This is a genomic window from Xenorhabdus vietnamensis (genome assembly GCF_002127535.1).
In the GTDB taxonomy this organism is placed as follows: domain Bacteria; phylum Pseudomonadota; class Gammaproteobacteria; order Enterobacterales; family Enterobacteriaceae; genus Xenorhabdus; species Xenorhabdus vietnamensis.
The window spans coordinates 291,493-310,794 of the sequence record NZ_MUBJ01000001.1 but is presented as its reverse complement, the minus strand read 5'-3'; the positions used below and the strand labels follow the sequence as shown (position 1 = coordinate 310,794).

Below are 19,302 nucleotides of genomic sequence, written 5' to 3'. Positions count from 1 at the left end.
CTTGTAATAAAAGAAAAGATTATTCTTCTGGCAGGTTATTACTTGTCAATTTTGGCATCCACTCAATAGCAGTATCGATATTCAGGCTCAGATTGCTGCGAATGCCGTATTTGCTTTTCTTGCGCAGATAATGCTGGCTGTACTCAGCCAGTGCGCCCGGCATATCCATACCAAAACGGGTCACGGAAACAGGTTTATTAAGATTGTTACCTTTCATATAAGCAAGGTAGGCGTGATAAAGGTACTTACGGGGATTGAACGGCATAATCTCCGCATTACCGATTAACAGGCCGTCAGTTTCATTAGACGCAATCAGATAGCCGCAGAAATCGACTAATGGATCGGTGCCACGCTTGATATCCAACGCCTCCGCAGATTTTTGCTGTTCTGCCAGTAAACGCCTTGCAGTTTGTGGGTCAGCAAACCGATGGAGCAAATGCCGGATAATCACGGGCAATTCTGCTGCGATTTTATCCCGTAGAAGTGGATCACGTTCATTTTCCGGCACAACTTCAGAAAAGTTGAAAATCACTCGACGCCGCGATACACCACCACTGCGATCACTGAAACTCATGGCATTATTGTTTACCGCCAATACCACAGCAGGGATACGTGTTGAATAGGGCTGTTTATGCTTCGGGTCGATAGCGACTTCATCCCCACCTGTAATGGCTTTGATGCCGGAGCCATCGCCCACATAGCGAGTTTGATCTGGCAGGATAATCAACGAATATCCCACAATCAGCGCCCGTTCCCGTGGGTTTTCCAGTGCGGCCATACTCGCAGAAACAGTGTTGCCTTTGCCTGCCAGCATTGAACAGATTTCAGCAAGGATGCTTTTGCCACTGCCTCCAGCGCCGGTGATTTCCAGAAACAATTGCCAATCGTAACGGTTTGCCAGCACCATAAACAGGGCTGCCAGTACGCGATCAAACTTATTCTCACAATTGGCTGTTACCCGGTTAAGCCATTGCCAGAACTGCGGAGCATGATTTTTCAGAGTTTCCCCCGAAACAGGGGAATTGAACTCAACGTCATTAGCCAGCAGCAACCAGTCACTTTTACGGTGAGGTCGGAACTGGCAGGCTTTCAGGTCAAATACGCCGTTACTGAATCCGATTAAGTGGCGTTCTGGCGGTTGCATCATAGGAAGCTGCAATTTCAGGGCATCTACAGCAGAGCTGATACCATGTGGTGAGTACGGTAGTTTCTCTTCCATAAAGGCTGCCACCATTTCCCGTTTTAAATCGCGGTCACTGACCGGACGCCAGACAATGCCGTCATAGTGATGCACGGTTTCCGAAGCGCCATCCAACGCCAAATCACCGTCATAACGCGCCAGCAATACTTCCCCGCGCTGGCTTGCTCCCATCTGGCATAATGTCAATTTTGAAGGTCCACTATCATTATTGGGCTGAGTGGTTGCTTTTTTCTTTGTTGGTACAGGTTGATAAAGCCCCTGAGAAAAGGCCAATTTTGCCATTTCCACACCGTTTTGCTGGCGATAATCGTCCCAATCGGCTTTATGCTCTGTCGGTGGTAACGTAACCCAACCATTCACCGCCAGCGCCGCTTTTTCTGCTGAGAGCTTGCCGATATTCACTTTGGATTTGCCGTGCTTATCCAGTTCGTCGGGATGATGCCAGTCATTATCTGCTGCCAAAATAATTTTTGTGTCCGACCAGCGTTCCCGAACGGCTTTAGCGACAGAAAGCAAATTGCCCGCATCCAGCGCCGCCAGAACAGAACCTTTATAGAGCAAGTTAACTGTGAGCGCTGTGGCGTAACCTTCGGTAATGATCACTGTATCGGGATGATCTTCCAGTTCTGAGACAGAAATAAACGCCTCTTTTTTCTGGCTGCCAGACAGTAATTTTTTCTCTCCATTGGGTTTGATAATCTGCGCACCTGTTACTTTTTTATCCAGTGTTGTCAGTGCCAACAAAGTCGAATTATTGAGCAATAGCCGCTGATTAGGACAATGCAGCTCTTTTGCAATCAAATAGGGAGATTGCCCGGCAACAGTTTGCGCCATCAATGCCGCCACTTTTTCGGCAATCAGTTGTGTTGTTTGAATGGTTTTCGTGGCTGGCTTGGGTTCTGGTAAAGGTAACGCCAGCGCATCCGCAACCACTTTTGCCGCCTCAATGATGGACATTCCTTTAGTTTTTGCCACTAAATCCAACCCATCACCATAGTTCGGGGTATCACACTGGCGGCAGTGCCAATTGCCATGATGGTGATCATCAATAAAGTGAAAACGGTCAGTGCCACCGCAAACAGGGCAAGCACTATGTTTCCCTTTTGCAGGAATATCGATGCCACAGACAGGCAATAGGTTTTCCCAATGATACATAGCGGATTTTTTCACGGTCTGGATCAGGTCAAGCGGTTTTTGGTTGCCTGTGATATCTGAAGATGTAAATTTAGGGTGAGTTTGGTTAGACTGTGTATCAGCCATATCGTAAGTCTCCTTTACGTTGTGGTCAGACGCCTCAGATGTGTGTCACCACACTGGGGCGTTGTTTTTTATATTACGTTTCTTATGTCATGTTCTTTTATCTGTTATGCCGCCCGTGATTCAGCGATCCGCTGGGAAATCCAGTTATCAATTTCTGATTCAACAAAGGCGATTGAGCGGGAACCAAGTTTGACTTGTTTCGGGAATTCTCCGTTGCTAATCAGTTTGTAGATCCACGCTTTGCTATAACCCGTTCTGCGTTGAACTTCCGGCAAACGAATAAGGTTTTCTTTCGGTGCTGTCATTGTCATATTTTTTCTCCTGTTACCGAGTCCTTGAGCGCTCATCGTGGACGTTGTTTGATGACAGGCGGATTATTTAAAAAGCAAGACTAAATAAACAGCGTTAATTGTTTTTCCAATTTGTTGAATTTATTTTTTCAGGAAATTTTGGCTTTTAATTGGCATTATGTATAAAAAACAGGCTCGTGTGCCACGGGCACATTTGCGCAAAAAACCATCATATATTTACGCCCTTTTGCCAAATTTTCCAATTAGCACATTTTCGCCTCGTTCCAGCATCTCCATATGATCCGCATACCATTGCAGCATTTCCCTGCGCCCCTCCAGATATTGAGCGTGGTTGTAAGTACCTCGGATGCTGTTCTTGTCAACATGAGCAAGCTGAGTTTCAATCCAAGCCGTGTTATAGCCTTGTTCATGTAAGATAGTACTCATGGTATGGCGGAAGCCGTGGCCTGTTGCCCGTCCATCATAACCAATACGCTTGATAACCTGATTGATAGCGGCCTCGCTCATCGGTTTACCCGCATCATTACGACCGGGGAAAACATATTTCCCGCGTCCTGTAATTTCGTGCAGCTTAATCAGAATGGCTTTAACCTGATTTGACAATGGAACAATATGAGGGCGGCGCATTTTCATTCGCTCAGCGGGGATTTGCCAGAGATCGTTATCGAAATCGAATTCAGTCCATTCCGATTCTCTCAGCTCAATAGTACGTACTCCGGTCAGCATCAGCATACGTGTTGCTGATTGAGTGACCAGACTTCCACTATAACCACTCAGGGCGATAAGAAAATCATGCAGTTGGTCGGCTAAAAGGTGTGGGAAGTGCTTTTGTTTGGGAGTTTTCAGTGCGCTGGCAAGGTCAGTAACGGGATTGAATTCAGCCCGTCCGGTAATAACGGCATAGGTGAAAATTTGCCGACACGCCTGTCTGGTTTTCTTCAGTTTATCCAAAACACCGCGTTGCTCCATTTTTCGCAGCACAGCCAGCATTTCAGCAGGTTTAATCTCGGTAACAGCACGTTTACCAATATACGGGAAGATGTCTTTTTTCAGATATTCCAGAATGTCTTCGGCATACCCTTGTGACCAGTTTGGGCGTTTATATTCATGCCACTCAATAGCGATGGATTCAAAACTATTGCTGACCGCAAATACTTTGGCTGCCTTTTCTGCTCTCTTTTCTTCTATCGGATCATTACCACCCGATAGCGTCTTCCGCGCATCATTTCTCTTGGTTCGTGCTTCGGCAAGGGAGATTTCAGGGTATACCCCTAATGCGAGCAATTTTTCTTTGCCTGCGATCCGATACTTTAACCGCCAATAGCGAGAGCCATTAGGGTTAACCAATAGATATAATCCACCACCATCTGCAAGTTTATAGGGTTTTTCTTTAGGCTTTGCAGTGTCCACCTGTCGGGCTGTTAGCTTCACTTGGGGGTATCTCACTTCATTGAACCTGAACGTACCCCTAAATATACCCCTATAAGATCGTAGATTTCAACATACCTTACTAGACTACAGGAGAACGAAAAATGGCTAATATTGCGTATTTACTGGGGTTTTGTAGACTTTGGAAGACGTTACGATATGAAAGGATGGTACGCCCTACAGGATTCGAACCTGTGACCTACGGCTTAGAAGGCCGTTGCTCTATCCAGCTGAGCTAAGGGCGCATTATGGTATGAAGAATAAGAAATATCATTAATGCAGTGCCGGATTATACGGGCATAATGGAATGAGTCAATGGCCTTTTCGCTCATATGTTCATTTTATGATTATCAATAAAACTGACAGGCGGTTCATGTTCTGACAAAATAGCATTCATTCCTATACTTGATGATGGAATCTTAAATACATGTCAGCAAAAATTATTGATGGGAAAACGATTGCGCAGACAATCAGAAGCGAAGTTGCAGAAAAAGTCAGGCAGCGTGTTGCAGCCGGAAAACGAGCACCGGGTCTTGCCGTCGTTTTAGTGGGAGAAAACCCTGCTTCTCAAATTTATGTCGCAAGCAAACGCCGAGCCTGCGAAGAAGTCGGTTTTATGTCCCGCTCTTATGACCTACCTGATACCACCAGCGAAGCCGAGTTACTCTCCTTAATAGATAACCTAAACACCGATACGGAAATCGACGGTATTTTAGTTCAACTCCCTCTACCTGCCGGCATTGATAATGTCAAAGTATTGGAACGTATTCATCCCGATAAGGATGTGGATGGTTTCCATCCTTATAATATTGGCCGCCTATGCCAACGTGCCCCAAAATTGCGTCCTTGTACTCCCCGCGGGATTGTAACCCTGCTTGAGCGCTGCGATATCAATACTTATGGGCTAAATGCGGTTATTATCGGTGCTTCTAATATCGTTGGGCGTCCTATGAGCCTTGAATTGCTGCTGGCAGGCTGTACGACTACGGTAACGCATCGTTTTACCAAAAATTTACGCCAGCATGTTGAACAGGCTGACTTACTGGTCGTCGCTGTCGGTAAACCGAATTTTATTCCCGGCGAGTGGATTAAACCTGGTGCGATTGTGATTGATGTCGGCATTAATCGACTGGAAAATGGCAAAGTCATTGGTGATGTGGATTTCGATAATGCATCCAAACGCGCAAGTTGGATCTCCCCTGTACCCGGTGGTGTTGGCCCGATGACCGTTGCAACATTAATTCAAAATACCTTGCAGGCTTGCGAGGAATATCATGATGTAGATACAACTGAAGGTTACTGATGGAAATTTTTTATTTAGATAGTCACTCTTATGTCGAATTGTGTGATTTGCTGAAACTTCAAGGGTGGTGTGAAAGTGGAGCTGCGGCAAAAACAGTGATTGCAGAAGGTTTGGTGGAAGTCGATTCTCAAGTTGAAACCCGCAAACGTTGCAAAATCGTTGCTGGTAAAGTGGTTGCCTTTAATGGCGAATCTGTTCGCGTTGAAGAGTAACTGAGTGGGGTTGCAGCTCACAAGGCTGCAACTTGAAAAACGGAAGGCATAATAATTCATTATTTTTTATCATCGATAACATCGAGACAAAACGCAAAAAGAAATATTAAACACCTAATGATATCGATAATCCTAACAGTAAATTCATCTGGTTTTATCCACGGGAGATGTGACATTGACGATGTCTTGATAAACAATTATGTCAGCAATGTTTTGGTTTTCTAATAAGTTGCTATACTGAGAGGCTTACGTACAACTGAAACGGGGTTAATTATGTTAAGTAATAGAGCTGCAAGAAGGTTGTTGGGTTTGTCTTATAAATTAAGTAACTCTAAGCGTCGAGTAAAAATCTCTCTTCTCAATCCTACTTCTGGTGATGCCACACATCAAGTACCAGAGCACCTGAGTAATTCCTCTTTCGTTTCCATGAAACGGGACACGGTTTCTGGAAAAATCACTTATCACGCTGTAAATGCTTTCTATCCTGAGTATCTAAATACTCATCGATAAATCTGTCGGTTTTTATTTCGCCATATATACAACACAGCTAAGTATCACAGCTAAAAATATCGCTATAAAAGTGTAAATGCGATAAAAACTGAACCGCCCATCTAAGGGGCGGTTCTGAGAAATAAAAAAATCAATTACTTACGGCGCCATATTGTTCCTTGTGGGCCATCTTCCAACTCAATTCCCATTTCACTTAACTGGCCGCGCGCCGCATCAGCCAATGCCCACTCTTTGTTTTTACGAGCATCGTTACGTTGTTTGATTAACGCTTCAATTTGGGCTATATCGTCGTCTGCCTGTGCCCCACCTTGCAAAAAATGTTCTGGATCTTGTTCCAAAAGACCAAGAATACTCGCTAATTTACGCAGTTCAGCAGCCAGGCCGTTAGCTGCCGCCATGTCTTCAGTCTTCAGGCGGTTCAACTCACGCGCTATGTCAAACAGGACTGAATACGCTTCCGGTGTGTTGAAGTCATCATTCATTGCGTCAGTGAAACGGGCTTTAAACGCTTCTCCACCAACAGGCTGAGCAGATTTATCTGTACCACGCAGGGATGTATACAAACGCTCAAGAGAAGTACGCGCCTGTTTCAGATTCTCTTCCGTATAATTCAACTGACTGCGATAGTGGCCGGACAGCAGGAAATAACGCACGGTTTCAGCATCGTAATATTCCAGCACATCACGGATGGTAAAGAAGTTGTTCAATGATTTGGACATCTTCTCTTTATCTATCATAACCATACCGGAATGCATCCAATAATTGACGTAAGGGCCATCATGGGCACAAGTGGATTGTGCAATCTCATTTTCATGGTGCGGGAACATCAAATCAGAACCACCACCGTGAATATCAAAATGGTGACTCAGCGTCTTACCGTTCATCGCAGAGCATTCAATATGCCAGCCCGGCCGACCAGCTCCCCACGGAGATTCCCAGTTGGGTTCACCTGGCTTGGACATTTTCCACAATACGAAATCCATTGGGTTACGTTTTACATCTGCCACTTCAACACGGGCACCAGCCTGCAATTGCTCCAAATCCTGGCGGGAAAGCAGCCCATAATTAGGGTTGGTGTCAATGGAGAACATGACATCACCATTCGCGGCAACATAAGCATGTCTACGCTTAATCAGTTCTTCCGTAATTTCGATGATCTCTGGGATATGTTGCGTTGCACGAGGCTCTAAATCAGGACGCAAAAGGTTCAATGTATCAAAATCGCTGTGCATTTCTGCCAACATGCGGGTGGTCAAATCGTCGCAGCTTTCTTTATTTTCGGTGGCACGCTTGATAATTTTGTCATCAACGTCAGTGACGTTACGGACGTACGTCAGATCGTATCCCAGATAACGCAGGTAACGGGCAATAACATCAAATGCAACAAATGTTCTGCCATGACCAATATGACACAAGTCATAAATAGTAATGCCACACACGTACATGCCCACCTTACCTTCGTGAATTGGCTTAAATTCTTCTTTTTGACGACTGAGAGTATTGAAAATTTTTAGCATCAGTGGGGTTTCCGTAAAAATTGATGTACGTGTAATAAATCAAATGAATTGGTTGATTATAGGCTTCTTTATCAGCGTTATAAATAAACGGAACACAGAAAAGCCAGATGAAGTATTTCACCTTGATATGTAATGCTTTGCAAGTACCGCAAGCTGCCTTATTCTGATACAGCCCCAGAGTACTGACTCAAAATCTGAGATATGATATAACAGCGGTTGTTCCGAATCCCCCTAAATACAGGGTCAACCAAAACTATTATTAGGATTTTTATTATGGTGACTTTCCACACCAATTTTGGCGATATCGTAATCAAAACATTCGCTGATAAAGCACCTGTAACTGTTGAAAATTTCTTGAGTTACTGTTCTGAGGGTTTTTATGATAATACGATTTTTCACCGTGTTATCAATGGCTTCATGATTCAAGGCGGTGGTTTTGAACCAGGCATGAAGCAAAAAATGACTAAGGATACTATCAAGAACGAAGCCAACAATGGTCTGAAAAACAGCCGTGGCACTCTCGCAATGGCGCGTACCAATGATCCACACTCTGCCACTGCCCAATTCTTCATTAACGTTGTGGATAACGATTTCCTGAACTTCCGTTCAGAGCGTCCAGACGGATGGGGTTATTGCGTATTTGCCGAAGTCGTTGAAGGCATGGACGTGGTTGATAAAATCAAAGGTGTTTCAACTGGTCGCAGCGGAATGCACCAAGATGTACCACGTGAAGATGTGATCATTGAACGTGTGACTGTTAGCGAATAATTACCGTTTAGAGAATAGTTAATCGTTAAATGAGCACACTGTTTATTGCAGATTTGCATCTCAGTGATCAAGAGCCGGCAATCACTGCCGGTTTTCTGCGTTTTTTATGTGAAGATGCAATTCATGCTGAGAGTCTTTATATCCTCGGTGATTTTTTTGATTACTGGATTGGTGATGATGATCCCAACCCATTACACACTAAAATTGCCCAAGCACTCAACGAACTGAAACAAAAAGGTATTCCCTGCTATTTCATTCATGGCAATCGTGATTTCTTACTTGGTTCCCGCTTTGCCAGAGAGAGCGGCTTGATCCTGCTACCACAAGAAAAAGTATTGGAATTGTATGGTAAACGTATTCTGATTTTGCATGGTGATACGCTATGCACCGATGATGTCGGCTATCAGCAGTATCGTAAGCGAGTACATACTGCATGGATACAGCGGCTATTCCTGCTTCTCCCTTTATTTATCCGCTTGAAAATTGCAGCCAAAATGCGGGCAGGTAGCCAATACGCCAACAGCCAAAAATCCGAATCTATTATGGATGTCAATCAAGAGGCTGTTATCGAGCATGTCAAAAAATATCGGGCGGATTGGATAATTCATGGGCATACTCATCGCCCGGCAATACATGATATCCAACTGGGTGATAAAGCTGTACACCGTGGTGTATTAGGAGCATGGCACGACCAAGGTTCAATGTTCAAAGTCACAGAAACGTCCATTGAATTGATACCCTTCTCTTTCTAAACGGCTTTGCTTATTTTTTTGGAAAAATCCACAAATCAAGCGACGCAAACGTTTTCCTTGTGCAATTAGCGTGATATGATCCGTCGCCTGAAATTTCATCTTTGTTCTGGTAGACACCCAATACAGGAGCATCTGATTTATGACGTCCAGCCCTGAGCCCACAACAGCTATAACTTCTGCAACAAAAATAGAGAACCAGCACCACGCCAAAATTGCCATTGTCATGGGTTCGAAAAGCGACTGGGCAACAATGCAACATGCAACCGATGTTTTGACCTCTCTTGCTATTCCCTTCCATGTTGAAATTGTTTCGGCACACAGAACGCCGGATAAACTTTTTCATTTCGCAGAACATGCGAAAGAAAACGGTTTTGATGTGATTATCGCTGGTGCAGGTGGCGCGGCACATTTACCGGGAATGTTGGCGGCCAAAACTTTAGTACCTGTATTTGGCGTTCCGGTACAAAGCGCTGCACTTAGCGGTGTTGATAGCCTGTATTCCATTGTGCAAATGCCAAAGGGCATACCGGTTGGTACACTGGCTATTGGCAAAGCCGGAGCAGCAAATGCAGCCTTGTTGGCTGCCCAAGTGCTGGCTTTGCATGACTGTGCTCTGTTTCAACGTTTGTCAGATTGGCGCAATGAACAAACACAAACTGTCTTGGATAATCCAGATCCTCGGGAGGATATATGAAGCCCGTTTGTGTATTGGGAAATGGTCAGTTGGGCAGAATGCTGCGTCAAGCAGGTGAGCCTTTGGGGATCGCTGTTTATCCTGTTGGGTTGGATGCCGAACCGGAAGCTGTACCTTATCAAAGCAGCGTTATCACTGCAGAAATTGAACGCTGGCCTGAAACTGCCCTAACCCGTGAACTGGCACATCATAAGGCTTTTATCAATCGCGATATTTTTCCACGACTGGCAGATCGTTTGCCACAAAAACAGCTCATGGATACATTGGGCTTGGCAACTGCGCCGTGGAGACTGCTTTCCTCCCCCGAACAATGGCCACAGCTATTTACGGAATTAGGGAATTTCATCATTGTTAAACGCCGGACGGGAGGTTATGACGGACGTGGGCAATGGCGTATCCGGCCGGGTGATGAAGCAACCCTTCCGCCAGAAGTTTACGGTGAATGTATTGTAGAACAAGGTATTCCGTTTTCGGGAGAAGTATCTCTGGTTGGTGCCCGTAATGCCAAAGGTGAATCAGTATTCTATACATTGACTCATAATTTGCATCAGGAAGGTATTTTGCGTACCAGTGTTGCTTTGCCTGATTCTGCCGATAAAGAATTTCAACAACAAGCAGAGAAAATGCTGTCCGCCATCATGAATCATCTGAATTATGTTGGTGTTATGGCGATGGAATGTTTTATTGTTGGCGATAATTTGTTGATCAATGAATTGGCTCCGCGAGTTCACAATAGTGGTCACTGGACACAAAACGGGGCTTCTATCAGCCAGTTTGAACTTCACCTACGGGCGATTTTGAATCTCCCCATGCCACAACCAGAAATATTTGCACCATCCGTCATGATCAACCTGATCGGTACAGGAATAAACCCTGCATGGCTTAGTTTGCCGCTGGTTCGTTTACATTGGTATGAAAAAGAAGTTCGGCCTGTACGTAAAGTAGGTCACTTAAATGTAACTCATGCAGATAAAAAAATATTGAAAACGACGTTGCAAACGTTAGCTTCATTATTGCCAACAGAATATGAAAGCAGTCTTACATGGGCACAAAATAAATTAAGTTAATCTATCATTTAGATTGTCAGCTCAAGGAAGTGGTAATAATTAAAAATAAGCTACCACTTCCCATTCTAATACTGTTAAAAATTATTACATTCTTGAACGTATTTAAGATGATCGTATTTGAGATGAAAGCGTGCGGGATAATGTATCCACAATTGTTCTGGTCGTTTGATCTATTTCATAATTTAAGAAATCACCTACCTTAATATTGCTGAGATTGGTCATTCTTAATGTTTCCGGGATCAGGTTTAAAGCAATCGTCTTGTTTTCTTCATCAATATCATTGATTGTTAAACTACAACCATGCAACCCAATAAAACCTTTAAGGAAAAAATATTTAATATTATCTTGAGGGATTCGGATAACTAATCGATAAGTCTCACCGATTGCGTTAAACTCCATGACTTCAGCTATTCCTTCTACATGCCCATAAAGACTATGCCCGCCATTTTCTTTATGCATCTGGTGTGATCGCTCGATGTTAACTTCATCGTTAATCGAGAGAAATTTTAACGTTGTGGTATCTGTTGTAAAATCAGAAATATCAAAATAAACGCTATCCTCACTAAATTTGGTCACGGTCAAGCATGTGCCATCTATTGCGACACTCGCTCCGACTGTAACATCGTCTAAAAAACGATTGTTATTGCTGATTTCCAGAGTGCTAAAACCATTATTTTTATTAAGTGATAATACTCGCTCTTTACCTTGTACTATGCCTGTATACATGATATTCCTCTTGATCCAAATGGTAAGTAACAAAATTAATTTTGTTACATATTACCTTCTACATTTAGATTTTCCATAATAAATCCAAAAGATATACACGATTATTTTCACTGCGTGACTTACATTAAATAAACATAAACAATCCACATGATTCATAGAATCACTCAGTACATGAGATACAATTTTTATAAATCACTTTCATTTAAATAAACCTAAGTAAAACACACCAATCACCTCTCAAATAAAAAATAACATGAGATTTAAAATGCATTGGATGCAAATAAAAACCTCAATAAATAATAGCGCTATCTATATTATCTAAAGAATATTACACACTAACCTTAAGGCTAGCTAAACTACCTTCAATAACTGCCTATTTTCTTTTAAGCAATAGACAATTCGTTCAATTTTTTATATACCCTTCATCTTAAAATCAATGTCGATAAGATAACGGGGAGACACCAAGTGCTATTGCTAAGGAAACAGGAAATCAATAACACCTTGAGGTCGATGACAGCCACAACAGCTGGTTTATATGCTATTCCACTCTACTTTCTTTTTTCCACACAAGTGCAAGCAGAAGGCTTTGTCAATTATCAATCCATCGATACCAGCCTTTACTTCCAATTCGAAAATAAAATTGATCCTCAAAAAACCATTTCACCTATTGTAGAAGCCTTTGGTGATTACAAGATTGGCGATATGTATGTCTACAGCATTTGGCAAAATTCTCTGCAACATGACTACAAAGGCGATAAAAGTACCTATTACTGTAAATTCGTACCAAGACTCAGTGCCAGTAAAATCACAGGCTATGATCTTTCCTATGGCCCATTAAAAGATGTGCTGTTTGCTCAGTGGATAGCTAAAACCAAAAATGTAAAATATGACTATTTCCCCGGTATCAGCCTTGATTGGCAAGTGGGTGGATTCAGTTGGTTGCGCACCATTTTTTACTTTGAAAATAATGCCAATGGAAGCTGGAATGATCAGCGCATCCATATTGACTATGGTATTCCTTTCAGTAATCAACTGGGGGATTTCCGCATCGTAGGGACTTTCGATTATACACTGGGTTTAGGTGATAACCCCGAAATGATCGATTTCAAACCTGAGCTGCATTATGACTTAGGGAAAAAATTAGGGTATCAAGCTGGTCATCTGTGGACCGGTGTTGTCGTAAATCCGGTCAAAAATAAGTACAAAATAAAAGATACATCTAACTTTCGCACGAATCAGTTTAGCTATGGGGTGTTTATTCGATACAGCTTTTTCTGATAAACACATAAAATAGTGCTGTTTTTAATGGTTTATATCCTTGATGGGGTCACAATGTCCATTCAACACGACAAATTCGGGCGTTCTTATCAGTGGTTTTTGCTGATACTTTTAGGCATGGTCTATTTTTTGTCCACAGCAACAACCTTTACGTCATTAGGTGTTGTCCTGCCCAGTATGATTAATGAACTGGGCTGGAGCTGGACAAATGCTGGTTTAGGGTTCACGCTGCTTGGCCTGACATGTGGGCTATCCAGTTTTCTGCCAACGGTATTCATTCGTAAAGTTGGTGTTCGTTTCACTCTGTCCATCGGCCTGCTGATTTTTCTGGCTGGTTTCTACAACCTTTATTACACGCACGCTATTTCATCATATTTTATTGGTGCGTCTTTAATTGGTATCGGCTTTACCTTTTTGGCAACAGTTCCGGGCACTTATGTGATTTCACGGCTATATGAGAGACAATCCCTTGCTTTTGGTTTCTATTTCACAATAGGGGGATTGGGAGGCGTTGTAGGCCCGTGGATCTACTTTCTGGCAACCCGTGTTTGGGGAACATGGCGAATGCATTGGATGATTTCCGCCATTGCCCTCTCCATTTTCGTTATTCTGACAATTATTACTCTTCAGGAGGGAAAACGGGAAGTCGCTCATGCTAAGGCCGTAAACCAAAAACATAACAGTCAGGATAACCCCAACATTTATCGTACCAAGCAACGTTGGACGGCACATCAAGCTCTGCGGACATGGCAGTTCTATATAATAGCCGCAACTTATACCGCATTTTTATGGTGTGGTATTACAGTCAATAGCTTTGCAGTTGCCCATATTATTGAAAATGGTTTCAGCGAAACCATCGCCGCTGGATTACTAAGTACAATGGCCTTTATCAATGCGTTTTCCAGACTGGCAGGTGGTGCGGTCGGAGAGTGGATAGATTCGAAAAAGTTACTGATTGGTAGTCTGGCCATCATCATTCTTGGTTTAATTGCACTGAGCATTGCCTCTTCATGGCCATTTTTAATTGCATTTACGGTGTTTGTCGGGATGGGGTATGGCATGACTTTCCTCGCTTCCAGTGTATTGCTGGCGAACTATTTTGGCCGCAAGCCTTATCTGGAACTGTTTTCAATCATGAACCTGTTTTCCACGCTGGCATGTCTGGCTCCTTTTTTAGCTGGTGCCATCAAGGATTATTCAGGCAGTTTTACTTCAGCATTTTTAATTATTGCTATCCCCGTATTTGTTGTTCTTGTCGTAACATTGATGATGAAACCACCTGCTCAGAAAATGGGAAAGCACTCAATCAAAGATACTCAATTTACTGAATAGGATGAAAATGAACTGAAATAACGTACAAATAAGGAAATAATGATGTCAAAGAAAGAGTTCGGTGTATTTTTGCCCATAGCCAAAGGTGGGTGGATCATCTCCAAAAACACGCCGCCACTGGATGCGTCTTATAAGCAAAACCGTGAAGCTGCCATTCTGGCCGATCATATTGGCCTTGATTTCATTATGTCCATGGGAAAATGGCGCGGGTTTGGCGGTGAAACAGATCATTGGGGTTGCTCACTCGAATCCGTCACAATGATGGCAGGCATTGCCGAAGTCACTCATCGCGCAAAATTGATCGCCACTGTTCATGCCGGACTGCATAATCCGGCTGTTACCGCCAAAATGATCGCTACGCTGGATCACATTAGTCAAGGTCGTGCCGGGCTGAATATTGTTTCAGGTTCATTCAGGGATGAATTTGAACAAATGGGGGAATGGGATAATAGTTTGGACCATGACCAGCGCTATGCCATGACCGAAGAATGGACTCAGTTGATTAAACGTCTTTGGTGTGAAAAACAGGTAGACCATGATGGCACTTACTTTCATTTGAAGCAGTGCGTTTCTGAACCTAAGCCTCTTTCCCTTCCTCGTCCTTATCTCGTTTGTGCTGGCCAATCCGAGCAAGGGCTGCGTTTCAGTGTACGCCATACCGATGTGTGTTTTATCGGTGGCAAAGATGAGACAGAAACCCGCAATATCAGTTTAACCGCCAAACGCATCGCCGCTGAGTACAACACAACAACCAAAACATTCTGCATGTGTACCGTGATTTGCGCTGAAACAGATGCCTATGCTGAAACACTCGCCCAATTCTACCGTCAAGGTTTGGATGTAAAAGCCGTCAAAAATATGATGCACAGTTTTGGGGTTGATATGGATGGAAAAAGCAATGCGATGGTTGAACGTTCGCAAAATGCCTTTATGACTCATACTGCCATTGGTACACCGGATACCTGCTACAGACAACTGACAGATTTAATGCGTAACTGTGATTTGGATGGTGTGATGTTGATTTTCCCCGATTACATCAAAGGATTAACAATTTTTGGGGATCAGATCCTACCCAGATTAAGAGCAGAATTTGCCTGATAATATCCAGCCTTTCAAATGATAAACCTCGTTATTTTAACGAGGTTTATTTTTAACTTGGTTGGTTTATTTTTATATAGTGAATATTATTCAGGCAAACGCCGATATTGTCCTTGCTTCCGTAATAGCCTAACGCCCAACCAACCACCACATACTGAAAGCAACAAGCTACTGATGATGGGCAGCAAAAGCCACATCAGCCATTGAGGTTGCCATGGAAAATCAAAGACCTGAGTCTGCAACAACCAAAGTGCGATTTCTGCACCAAATGCCGCCGCCAAACCTGCCATAAAACCAAGTAATGCAAACTCACTCCATAATGTGCGACGCAACAGTTTTTTGCTCGCTCCCAATGTACGGTATACCACCAATTCAAGTTGTCGCTGGCTCATTCCAACCTGAATTTGTGCCAGTAGAAGCAACCCGCCACAAACCATAACCAGAACAACCATAATTTCCAAAGCCTTGCTCACTTGCTGCAAAATACCTTGTGCTTGTTTGATTATCGAACCAATATCTAACACGTTAACGGTCGGGAAATCACGGTTAATTTCCGTTAACAGCCGCCCATCTCCTTCATAATGAAAGCTGGTCAGCCACATTGCGGGCTGGTTTTCCAACGATTCTTTGGAGAAGATAAAAATAAAGTTCGGATTTATACTTTCCCAATCCACCTTGCGAATACTGCTTACTGTGGCGTGAAGTGTTCGGGTATTTCCCGTAAATGTAAGCCTGTCTCCTAACTTGATTTGCAACTGTTCAGCCACACCTTGCTCTATGGAAACTTCGTTCGGTTTTGGCGGCCATGTACCCGTAATCAAGGTATTAAAAGGCGGCAGTTCTGTTTTCCATGTTAAATTTAATTCGCGGCGTACTGTCGTACTATTAGGATGTTTTTCAGCAGCCCATTCAATCGCAGATTGTCCATTGACTTCCGTCAAGCGCGCCAATACTACAGGATAAAAATCGGTAGGCTGTACCTGATATTTGGTCAGTAAACCATTAACTTGAGCAATTTGCGGTTGGGTCATGTTAATCAGGAAATAATTAGGGCTATCCGGCGGCAATTGCTGCTGCCATCGACTCAATAAATCCCCCCTTGCCATAATAAGCAAAGCCAGTAACATAAATGAAAAGGAAAATGCTGCCAATTGGGTCATGGTCTGAAACGGGCGACACAGTAACCGATTGACCGCCAGACGCAGGCTTAGCTGACGGAACGTCACACGGCGCAGCAACCATAATCCCACCCATCCCAATAACGCCAAAAACAACGCAATAATCGGCACACCTGCCAATAGTGACCATAACAAAGGCTGAGTACCTGCCAATAATACCAATCCCCCTGTTATCATTAGCGCTACCACAGGCAAATAATAGCGCAATGGCCAGATGAATGCCGTTACATCACTTCTCAACACCCGTGAAGGCTGAGTAGCCATTAATTGACGATAAGGGCGAACTCCCACTAACACTGCAATACCAAACAGGGCACTTATCGCCCATACCCACGGCCACATTCCCGCTGCCGGTAATACCTTAGGTAACATCCCAGCCAAAATGTGAATTAATACGGATTCAAAAGCCAAGCCTAAGATGGAGCCTACCGCTATGGCAGCAAGCAATATTACCAACCATTGCCCAATGATCCATTGACGCAAGGCCCAACGTCCTGCCCCCAGTGTTTTCAGAATGGCTATCAGATTATGCCTGCTACGGCAATAATGCGCCATGGAAACTGCCATCGCAGCGACAGCAAGCAACAATGTCAACAAAGCTGACAACAATAAAAATTGCTGGGCACGCTCAATGGACTGCGCCATTACGCCATTATCCTGTTTCAATGTCAGCCAACGTTGATCCGCTTTTATTTGTGGATCAACGAATTTCTTGAATGATTGGATCGTGTCAGGTGAACCCGCGAACATATAACGGTAAGTCAGGCGGCTGCCGGGTTGAATCGCACCTGTTGCCTGAGCATCATCAATATTGATTAAAATTCGGGGAGAAATCTGGAATAGACTGAAACCGCTGTCAGGCTCTTGCAACAATTCTCCGCTAATCTTCAACGTGGTATCCCCTACATCAAGATTATCTCCAACCTTAACTCCCAACAGTGCCAGCAATCTCGGAGCCACCAGCACAGAGCCTTTCTCCGGTTTCAATCCGCGCGGATTGGTTTCCAGTTCACCATACAGAGGATAATATTTATCTGCGGCTTTCACCTGAGCCAATTGTGGAATATCTCCCGCATACGTCATGGTCGAAAATGAGATCTGGCGACTTAAGGTCAACCCCTGCTCTTGTGCTCTTCTCAACCAAGTTGCATCAACCGGATACGAAGCCCGTAGGACAATATCACCCGCCAGAAAATCACGGCTTTGATAATGTACACTCTGATCAATGCGATCACTGATACGACCTAATGCCAACACACAAGCCACCGCCAATGTCAGGGATAACCAAACAATCAAGAGAGATGGTGTGCGCCATTCACGCCAAAACCAGCGCCAGATCATGCTTCCTCCTGCAATTTTCCATCCACCAGACGTAAACGACGCTGACAACGGGCAGCAAGCTGACTGTCATGAGTTACCAAAATCAACGTCGTTGCGTAGTCATGATTGAGAGAAAACAATAAATCAGCAATGCGATCACCTGTCTGGCGATCAAGGTTGCCTGTTGGTTCATCTGCAAACAAAATTTTGGGACGGGTACAAAACGCCCTAGCCAAAGCCACCCGCTGTTGTTCACCGCCTGAAAGTTGAACCGGCATGTGTTTCAGGCGTTTTCCCAATCCCAACTGTTCAAGTAATTCAATGGCCTGTTTGCGACTTTGGTGCTCCGGTTCGCCACGCAACAATGCCGGAAGTTGAACATTCTCCAGCGCGTTCAGGGTTGGGATCAACATAAACGACTGGAAAACAAAACCCACATTTTTTGCCCTTAACTGCGCCCGCTGTTCTTCATTCATGCGACTGAGATTCTGCCCCAACAAATGAACGTCTCCCCCGCTGCCATCATCCAATCCAGCAATAATGCCCAGAAGTGTTGACTTCCCTGAACCTGATTCGCCAATTAATGCAATTGTCTGTGCTGGCTCGACAACCAACTCAATACCCTGCAATATATTAATTACCTGTTCCCCTTGGCCTACACGTTTAGTGAGATGATGAACTTCAAGAATACTTTCTACAGCCATGTATTTTTCCTTTTATTGTTGGTGCTATGCAGTGCCAGAGCCGCAGCTGCGGATACTCTGCTTATATTGGGAGATAGCCTCAGTGCCGGATATCGTTTGTCGGTTGAGCAGTCATGGCCTGTGCTGATGGCAAAACAATGGCAACAAGCAGGCAAAAAAACAGTTATCGTCAACGGCAGTATCAGTGGCAATACCGTAGCGCAGGGTCTTGAGCGTTTGCCTGAATTATTGAAGCAGCACAATCCCAAATGGGTTCTGATAGAACTTGGCGCAAATGATGGGCTGCGTGGTTTTCCCATTCAAAACATAGAACAAGATTTGCAACAGGGTATTACTTTGGTCAAACAAGCCGGGGCACAACCGTTGTTAATGCAAATCCGAATTTCCCCTAATTACGGAAAACGTTATACCGAATCCTTTGCAGAAATTTATCCTACACTTGCTGAACGCAATCAAATTCCTCTACTGCCATTTTTTATGGAGCACGTTGTTATCAAACCGGAATGGATGCAAGATGACGGGCTTCACCCCAATCAAGCTGCACAACCTTTTATTGCTGATTGGATGTCCAACAGATTGTCGGCATACATCAACTATCCTTAAGTAAATTATTTCTAATAGTAAATCATTTATTTCCATAAAT

At 43.8% G+C, this 19,302-nt stretch carries 18 protein-coding genes and 1 tRNA gene; 11 read left to right on the top strand and 8 right to left on the bottom strand.

Going from position 1 to position 19,302, the window contains the following annotated elements; genetic code table 11:
- Nucleotides 1-19: 19 nt before the first annotated feature.
- The 4 genes from Xvie_RS01350 to Xvie_RS01335 form a co-directional block, all read right to left on the bottom strand.
- Nucleotides 20-2,461, bottom strand: coding sequence for a toprim domain-containing protein (locus tag Xvie_RS01350; RefSeq protein ID WP_086107610.1), 2,442 nt, complete (start codon nucleotides 2,459-2,461; stop codon nucleotides 20-22).
- Nucleotides 2,462-2,565: 104 nt separating this feature from the next.
- Nucleotides 2,566-2,772, bottom strand: coding sequence for a helix-turn-helix transcriptional regulator (locus tag Xvie_RS01345; RefSeq protein WP_086107609.1), 207 nt, complete (start codon nucleotides 2,770-2,772; stop codon nucleotides 2,566-2,568).
- Between the two features lie 216 nt (nucleotides 2,773-2,988).
- Nucleotides 2,989-4,203 (bottom strand): tyrosine-type recombinase/integrase, encoded by a 1,215-nt coding sequence (locus Xvie_RS01340; RefSeq protein ID WP_086107608.1) that lies wholly within the window; start codon nucleotides 4,201-4,203, stop codon nucleotides 2,989-2,991.
- 165 nt (nucleotides 4,204-4,368) lie between these two features.
- Nucleotides 4,369-4,445: transfer RNA gene (locus Xvie_RS01335), tRNA-Arg, on the bottom strand.
- 182 nt (nucleotides 4,446-4,627) lie between these two features.
- On the opposite strand from Xvie_RS01335, the gene folD reads away from it, so the two are divergent.
- The 3 genes from folD (at nucleotide 4,628) to sra (ending at nucleotide 6,225) form a co-directional block, all read left to right on the top strand.
- Nucleotides 4,628-5,503 carry a bifunctional methylenetetrahydrofolate dehydrogenase/methenyltetrahydrofolate cyclohydrolase FolD gene (gene folD / locus Xvie_RS01330; protein ID WP_086107607.1) on the top strand — a complete coding sequence of 292 codons (876 nt, stop codon included), beginning with the start codon at nucleotides 4,628-4,630 and terminating at the stop codon, nucleotides 5,501-5,503.
- Nucleotides 5,503-5,715: a ribosome-associated protein YbcJ gene (gene ybcJ, locus Xvie_RS01325; RefSeq protein WP_086107606.1), complete on the top strand. Its 213-nt coding sequence runs from the start codon at nucleotides 5,503-5,505 to the stop codon at nucleotides 5,713-5,715. Before folD ends, ybcJ begins: the two co-directional genes overlap by 1 nt.
- A 273-nt stretch (nucleotides 5,716-5,988) precedes the next feature.
- Nucleotides 5,989-6,225: a stationary-phase-induced ribosome-associated protein gene (gene sra, locus Xvie_RS01320; RefSeq protein ID WP_086107605.1), complete on the top strand. Its 237-nt coding sequence runs from the start codon at nucleotides 5,989-5,991 to the stop codon at nucleotides 6,223-6,225.
- A gap of 134 nt (nucleotides 6,226-6,359) precedes the next feature.
- Here sra and cysS read toward each other — a convergent pair whose 3' ends face one another.
- Nucleotides 6,360-7,742, bottom strand: a complete 1,383-nt coding sequence (cysS, locus tag Xvie_RS01315) for a cysteine--tRNA ligase (RefSeq protein WP_086107604.1) — start codon at nucleotides 7,740-7,742, stop codon at nucleotides 6,360-6,362.
- Nucleotides 7,743-8,015: 273 nt separating this feature from the next.
- Here cysS and ppiB point away from each other — a divergent pair, with 273 nt between their 5' ends.
- The 4 genes from ppiB (at nucleotide 8,016) to purK (ending at nucleotide 11,023) form a co-directional block, all read left to right on the top strand.
- A complete protein-coding gene (ppiB, locus tag Xvie_RS01310) occupies nucleotides 8,016-8,510 on the top strand; it encodes a peptidylprolyl isomerase B (protein ID WP_086107603.1) in 495 nt (164 codons plus the stop codon).
- A 29-nt stretch (nucleotides 8,511-8,539) separates the two neighbouring features.
- Nucleotides 8,540-9,262, top strand: coding sequence for a UDP-2,3-diacylglucosamine diphosphatase (locus Xvie_RS01305; protein WP_086107602.1), 723 nt, complete (start codon nucleotides 8,540-8,542; stop codon nucleotides 9,260-9,262).
- 139 nt (nucleotides 9,263-9,401) lie between these two features.
- Nucleotides 9,402-9,956: a 5-(carboxyamino)imidazole ribonucleotide mutase gene (gene purE, locus Xvie_RS01300; protein WP_279625666.1), complete on the top strand. Its 555-nt coding sequence runs from the start codon at nucleotides 9,402-9,404 to the stop codon at nucleotides 9,954-9,956.
- Nucleotides 9,953-11,023, top strand: coding sequence for a 5-(carboxyamino)imidazole ribonucleotide synthase (purK, locus tag Xvie_RS01295; RefSeq protein ID WP_086107601.1), 1,071 nt, complete (start codon nucleotides 9,953-9,955; stop codon nucleotides 11,021-11,023). The genes purE and purK overlap by 4 nt, the downstream gene beginning before the upstream one ends.
- Nucleotides 11,024-11,125: 102 nt before the next feature.
- Here the strand turns inward: purK and Xvie_RS01290 are convergent, their stop codons facing one another.
- Nucleotides 11,126-11,749, bottom strand: coding sequence for a riboflavin synthase subunit alpha (locus Xvie_RS01290; protein WP_086107600.1), 624 nt, complete (start codon nucleotides 11,747-11,749; stop codon nucleotides 11,126-11,128).
- 465 nt (nucleotides 11,750-12,214) lie between these two features.
- Between Xvie_RS01290 and Xvie_RS01285 the strand changes: the two genes are divergently transcribed.
- The 3 genes from Xvie_RS01285 to Xvie_RS01275 are packed head-to-tail and all read left to right on the top strand — an operon-like array spanning nucleotide 12,215 to nucleotide 15,457.
- Entirely contained in the window at nucleotides 12,215-13,027 is an 813-nt protein-coding gene (locus tag Xvie_RS01285) for an outer membrane protein OmpK (RefSeq protein WP_086107599.1), read from the top strand.
- 54 nt (nucleotides 13,028-13,081) lie between these two features.
- A complete protein-coding gene (locus tag Xvie_RS01280) occupies nucleotides 13,082-14,359 on the top strand; it encodes an MFS transporter (RefSeq protein ID WP_208612490.1) in 1,278 nt (425 codons plus the stop codon).
- A 42-nt stretch (nucleotides 14,360-14,401) separates the two neighbouring features.
- Nucleotides 14,402-15,457 (top strand): LLM class flavin-dependent oxidoreductase, encoded by a 1,056-nt coding sequence (locus Xvie_RS01275; RefSeq protein WP_086107597.1) that lies wholly within the window; start codon nucleotides 14,402-14,404, stop codon nucleotides 15,455-15,457.
- An 86-nt stretch (nucleotides 15,458-15,543) separates the two neighbouring features.
- On the opposite strand, the gene ybbP is transcribed toward Xvie_RS01275, so the two are convergent.
- The gene (gene ybbP / locus Xvie_RS01270) at nucleotides 15,544-17,976 is read right to left on the bottom strand and encodes a putative ABC transporter permease subunit YbbP (RefSeq protein ID WP_086107596.1); all 2,433 of its coding nucleotides are present in this window, start codon (nucleotides 17,974-17,976) and stop codon (nucleotides 15,544-15,546) included.
- Nucleotides 17,973-18,659: a putative ABC transporter ATP-binding protein YbbA gene (gene ybbA, locus Xvie_RS01265; protein WP_086107595.1), complete on the bottom strand. Its 687-nt coding sequence runs from the start codon at nucleotides 18,657-18,659 to the stop codon at nucleotides 17,973-17,975. Before ybbA ends, ybbP begins: the two co-directional genes overlap by 4 nt.
- On the opposite strand from ybbA, the gene tesA reads away from it, so the two are divergent.
- Nucleotides 18,630-19,262: a multifunctional acyl-CoA thioesterase I/protease I/lysophospholipase L1 gene (gene tesA / locus Xvie_RS01260; RefSeq protein ID WP_208612489.1), complete on the top strand. Its 633-nt coding sequence runs from the start codon at nucleotides 18,630-18,632 to the stop codon at nucleotides 19,260-19,262. The two genes, ybbA and tesA, sit on opposite strands and share 30 nt — an antisense overlap.
- Nucleotides 19,263-19,302 lie beyond the last annotated feature (40 nt).

Coding starts and splice junctions, on each gene's coding strand:
- Xvie_RS01345 (WP_086107609.1), bottom strand. CDS start 2,772: ATGACAATGACAGCACCGAAAGAAAACCTTATTCGTTTGCCGGAAGTT.
- tesA (WP_208612489.1), top strand. CDS start 18,630: ATGAACTTCAAGAATACTTTCTACAGCCATGTATTTTTCCTTTTATTG.
- cysS (WP_086107604.1), bottom strand. CDS start 7,742: ATGCTAAAAATTTTCAATACTCTCAGTCGTCAAAAAGAAGAATTTAAG.
- folD (WP_086107607.1), top strand. CDS start 4,628: ATGTCAGCAAAAATTATTGATGGGAAAACGATTGCGCAGACAATCAGA.
- ybcJ (WP_086107606.1), top strand. CDS start 5,503: ATGGAAATTTTTTATTTAGATAGTCACTCTTATGTCGAATTGTGTGAT.
- ybbA (WP_086107595.1), bottom strand. CDS start 18,659: ATGGCTGTAGAAAGTATTCTTGAAGTTCATCATCTCACTAAACGTGTA.
- ybbP (WP_086107596.1), bottom strand. CDS start 17,976: ATGATCTGGCGCTGGTTTTGGCGTGAATGGCGCACACCATCTCTCTTG.
- Xvie_RS01305 (WP_086107602.1), top strand. CDS start 8,540: ATGAGCACACTGTTTATTGCAGATTTGCATCTCAGTGATCAAGAGCCG.
- Xvie_RS01280 (WP_208612490.1), top strand. CDS start 13,082: ATGTCCATTCAACACGACAAATTCGGGCGTTCTTATCAGTGGTTTTTG.
- Xvie_RS01275 (WP_086107597.1), top strand. CDS start 14,402: ATGTCAAAGAAAGAGTTCGGTGTATTTTTGCCCATAGCCAAAGGTGGG.
- sra (WP_086107605.1), top strand. CDS start 5,989: ATGTTAAGTAATAGAGCTGCAAGAAGGTTGTTGGGTTTGTCTTATAAA.
- ppiB (WP_086107603.1), top strand. CDS start 8,016: ATGGTGACTTTCCACACCAATTTTGGCGATATCGTAATCAAAACATTC.
- purE (WP_279625666.1), top strand. CDS start 9,402: ATGACGTCCAGCCCTGAGCCCACAACAGCTATAACTTCTGCAACAAAA.
- purK (WP_086107601.1), top strand. CDS start 9,953: ATGAAGCCCGTTTGTGTATTGGGAAATGGTCAGTTGGGCAGAATGCTG.
- Xvie_RS01350 (WP_086107610.1), bottom strand. CDS start 2,461: ATGGCTGATACACAGTCTAACCAAACTCACCCTAAATTTACATCTTCA.
- Xvie_RS01290 (WP_086107600.1), bottom strand. CDS start 11,749: ATGTATACAGGCATAGTACAAGGTAAAGAGCGAGTATTATCACTTAAT.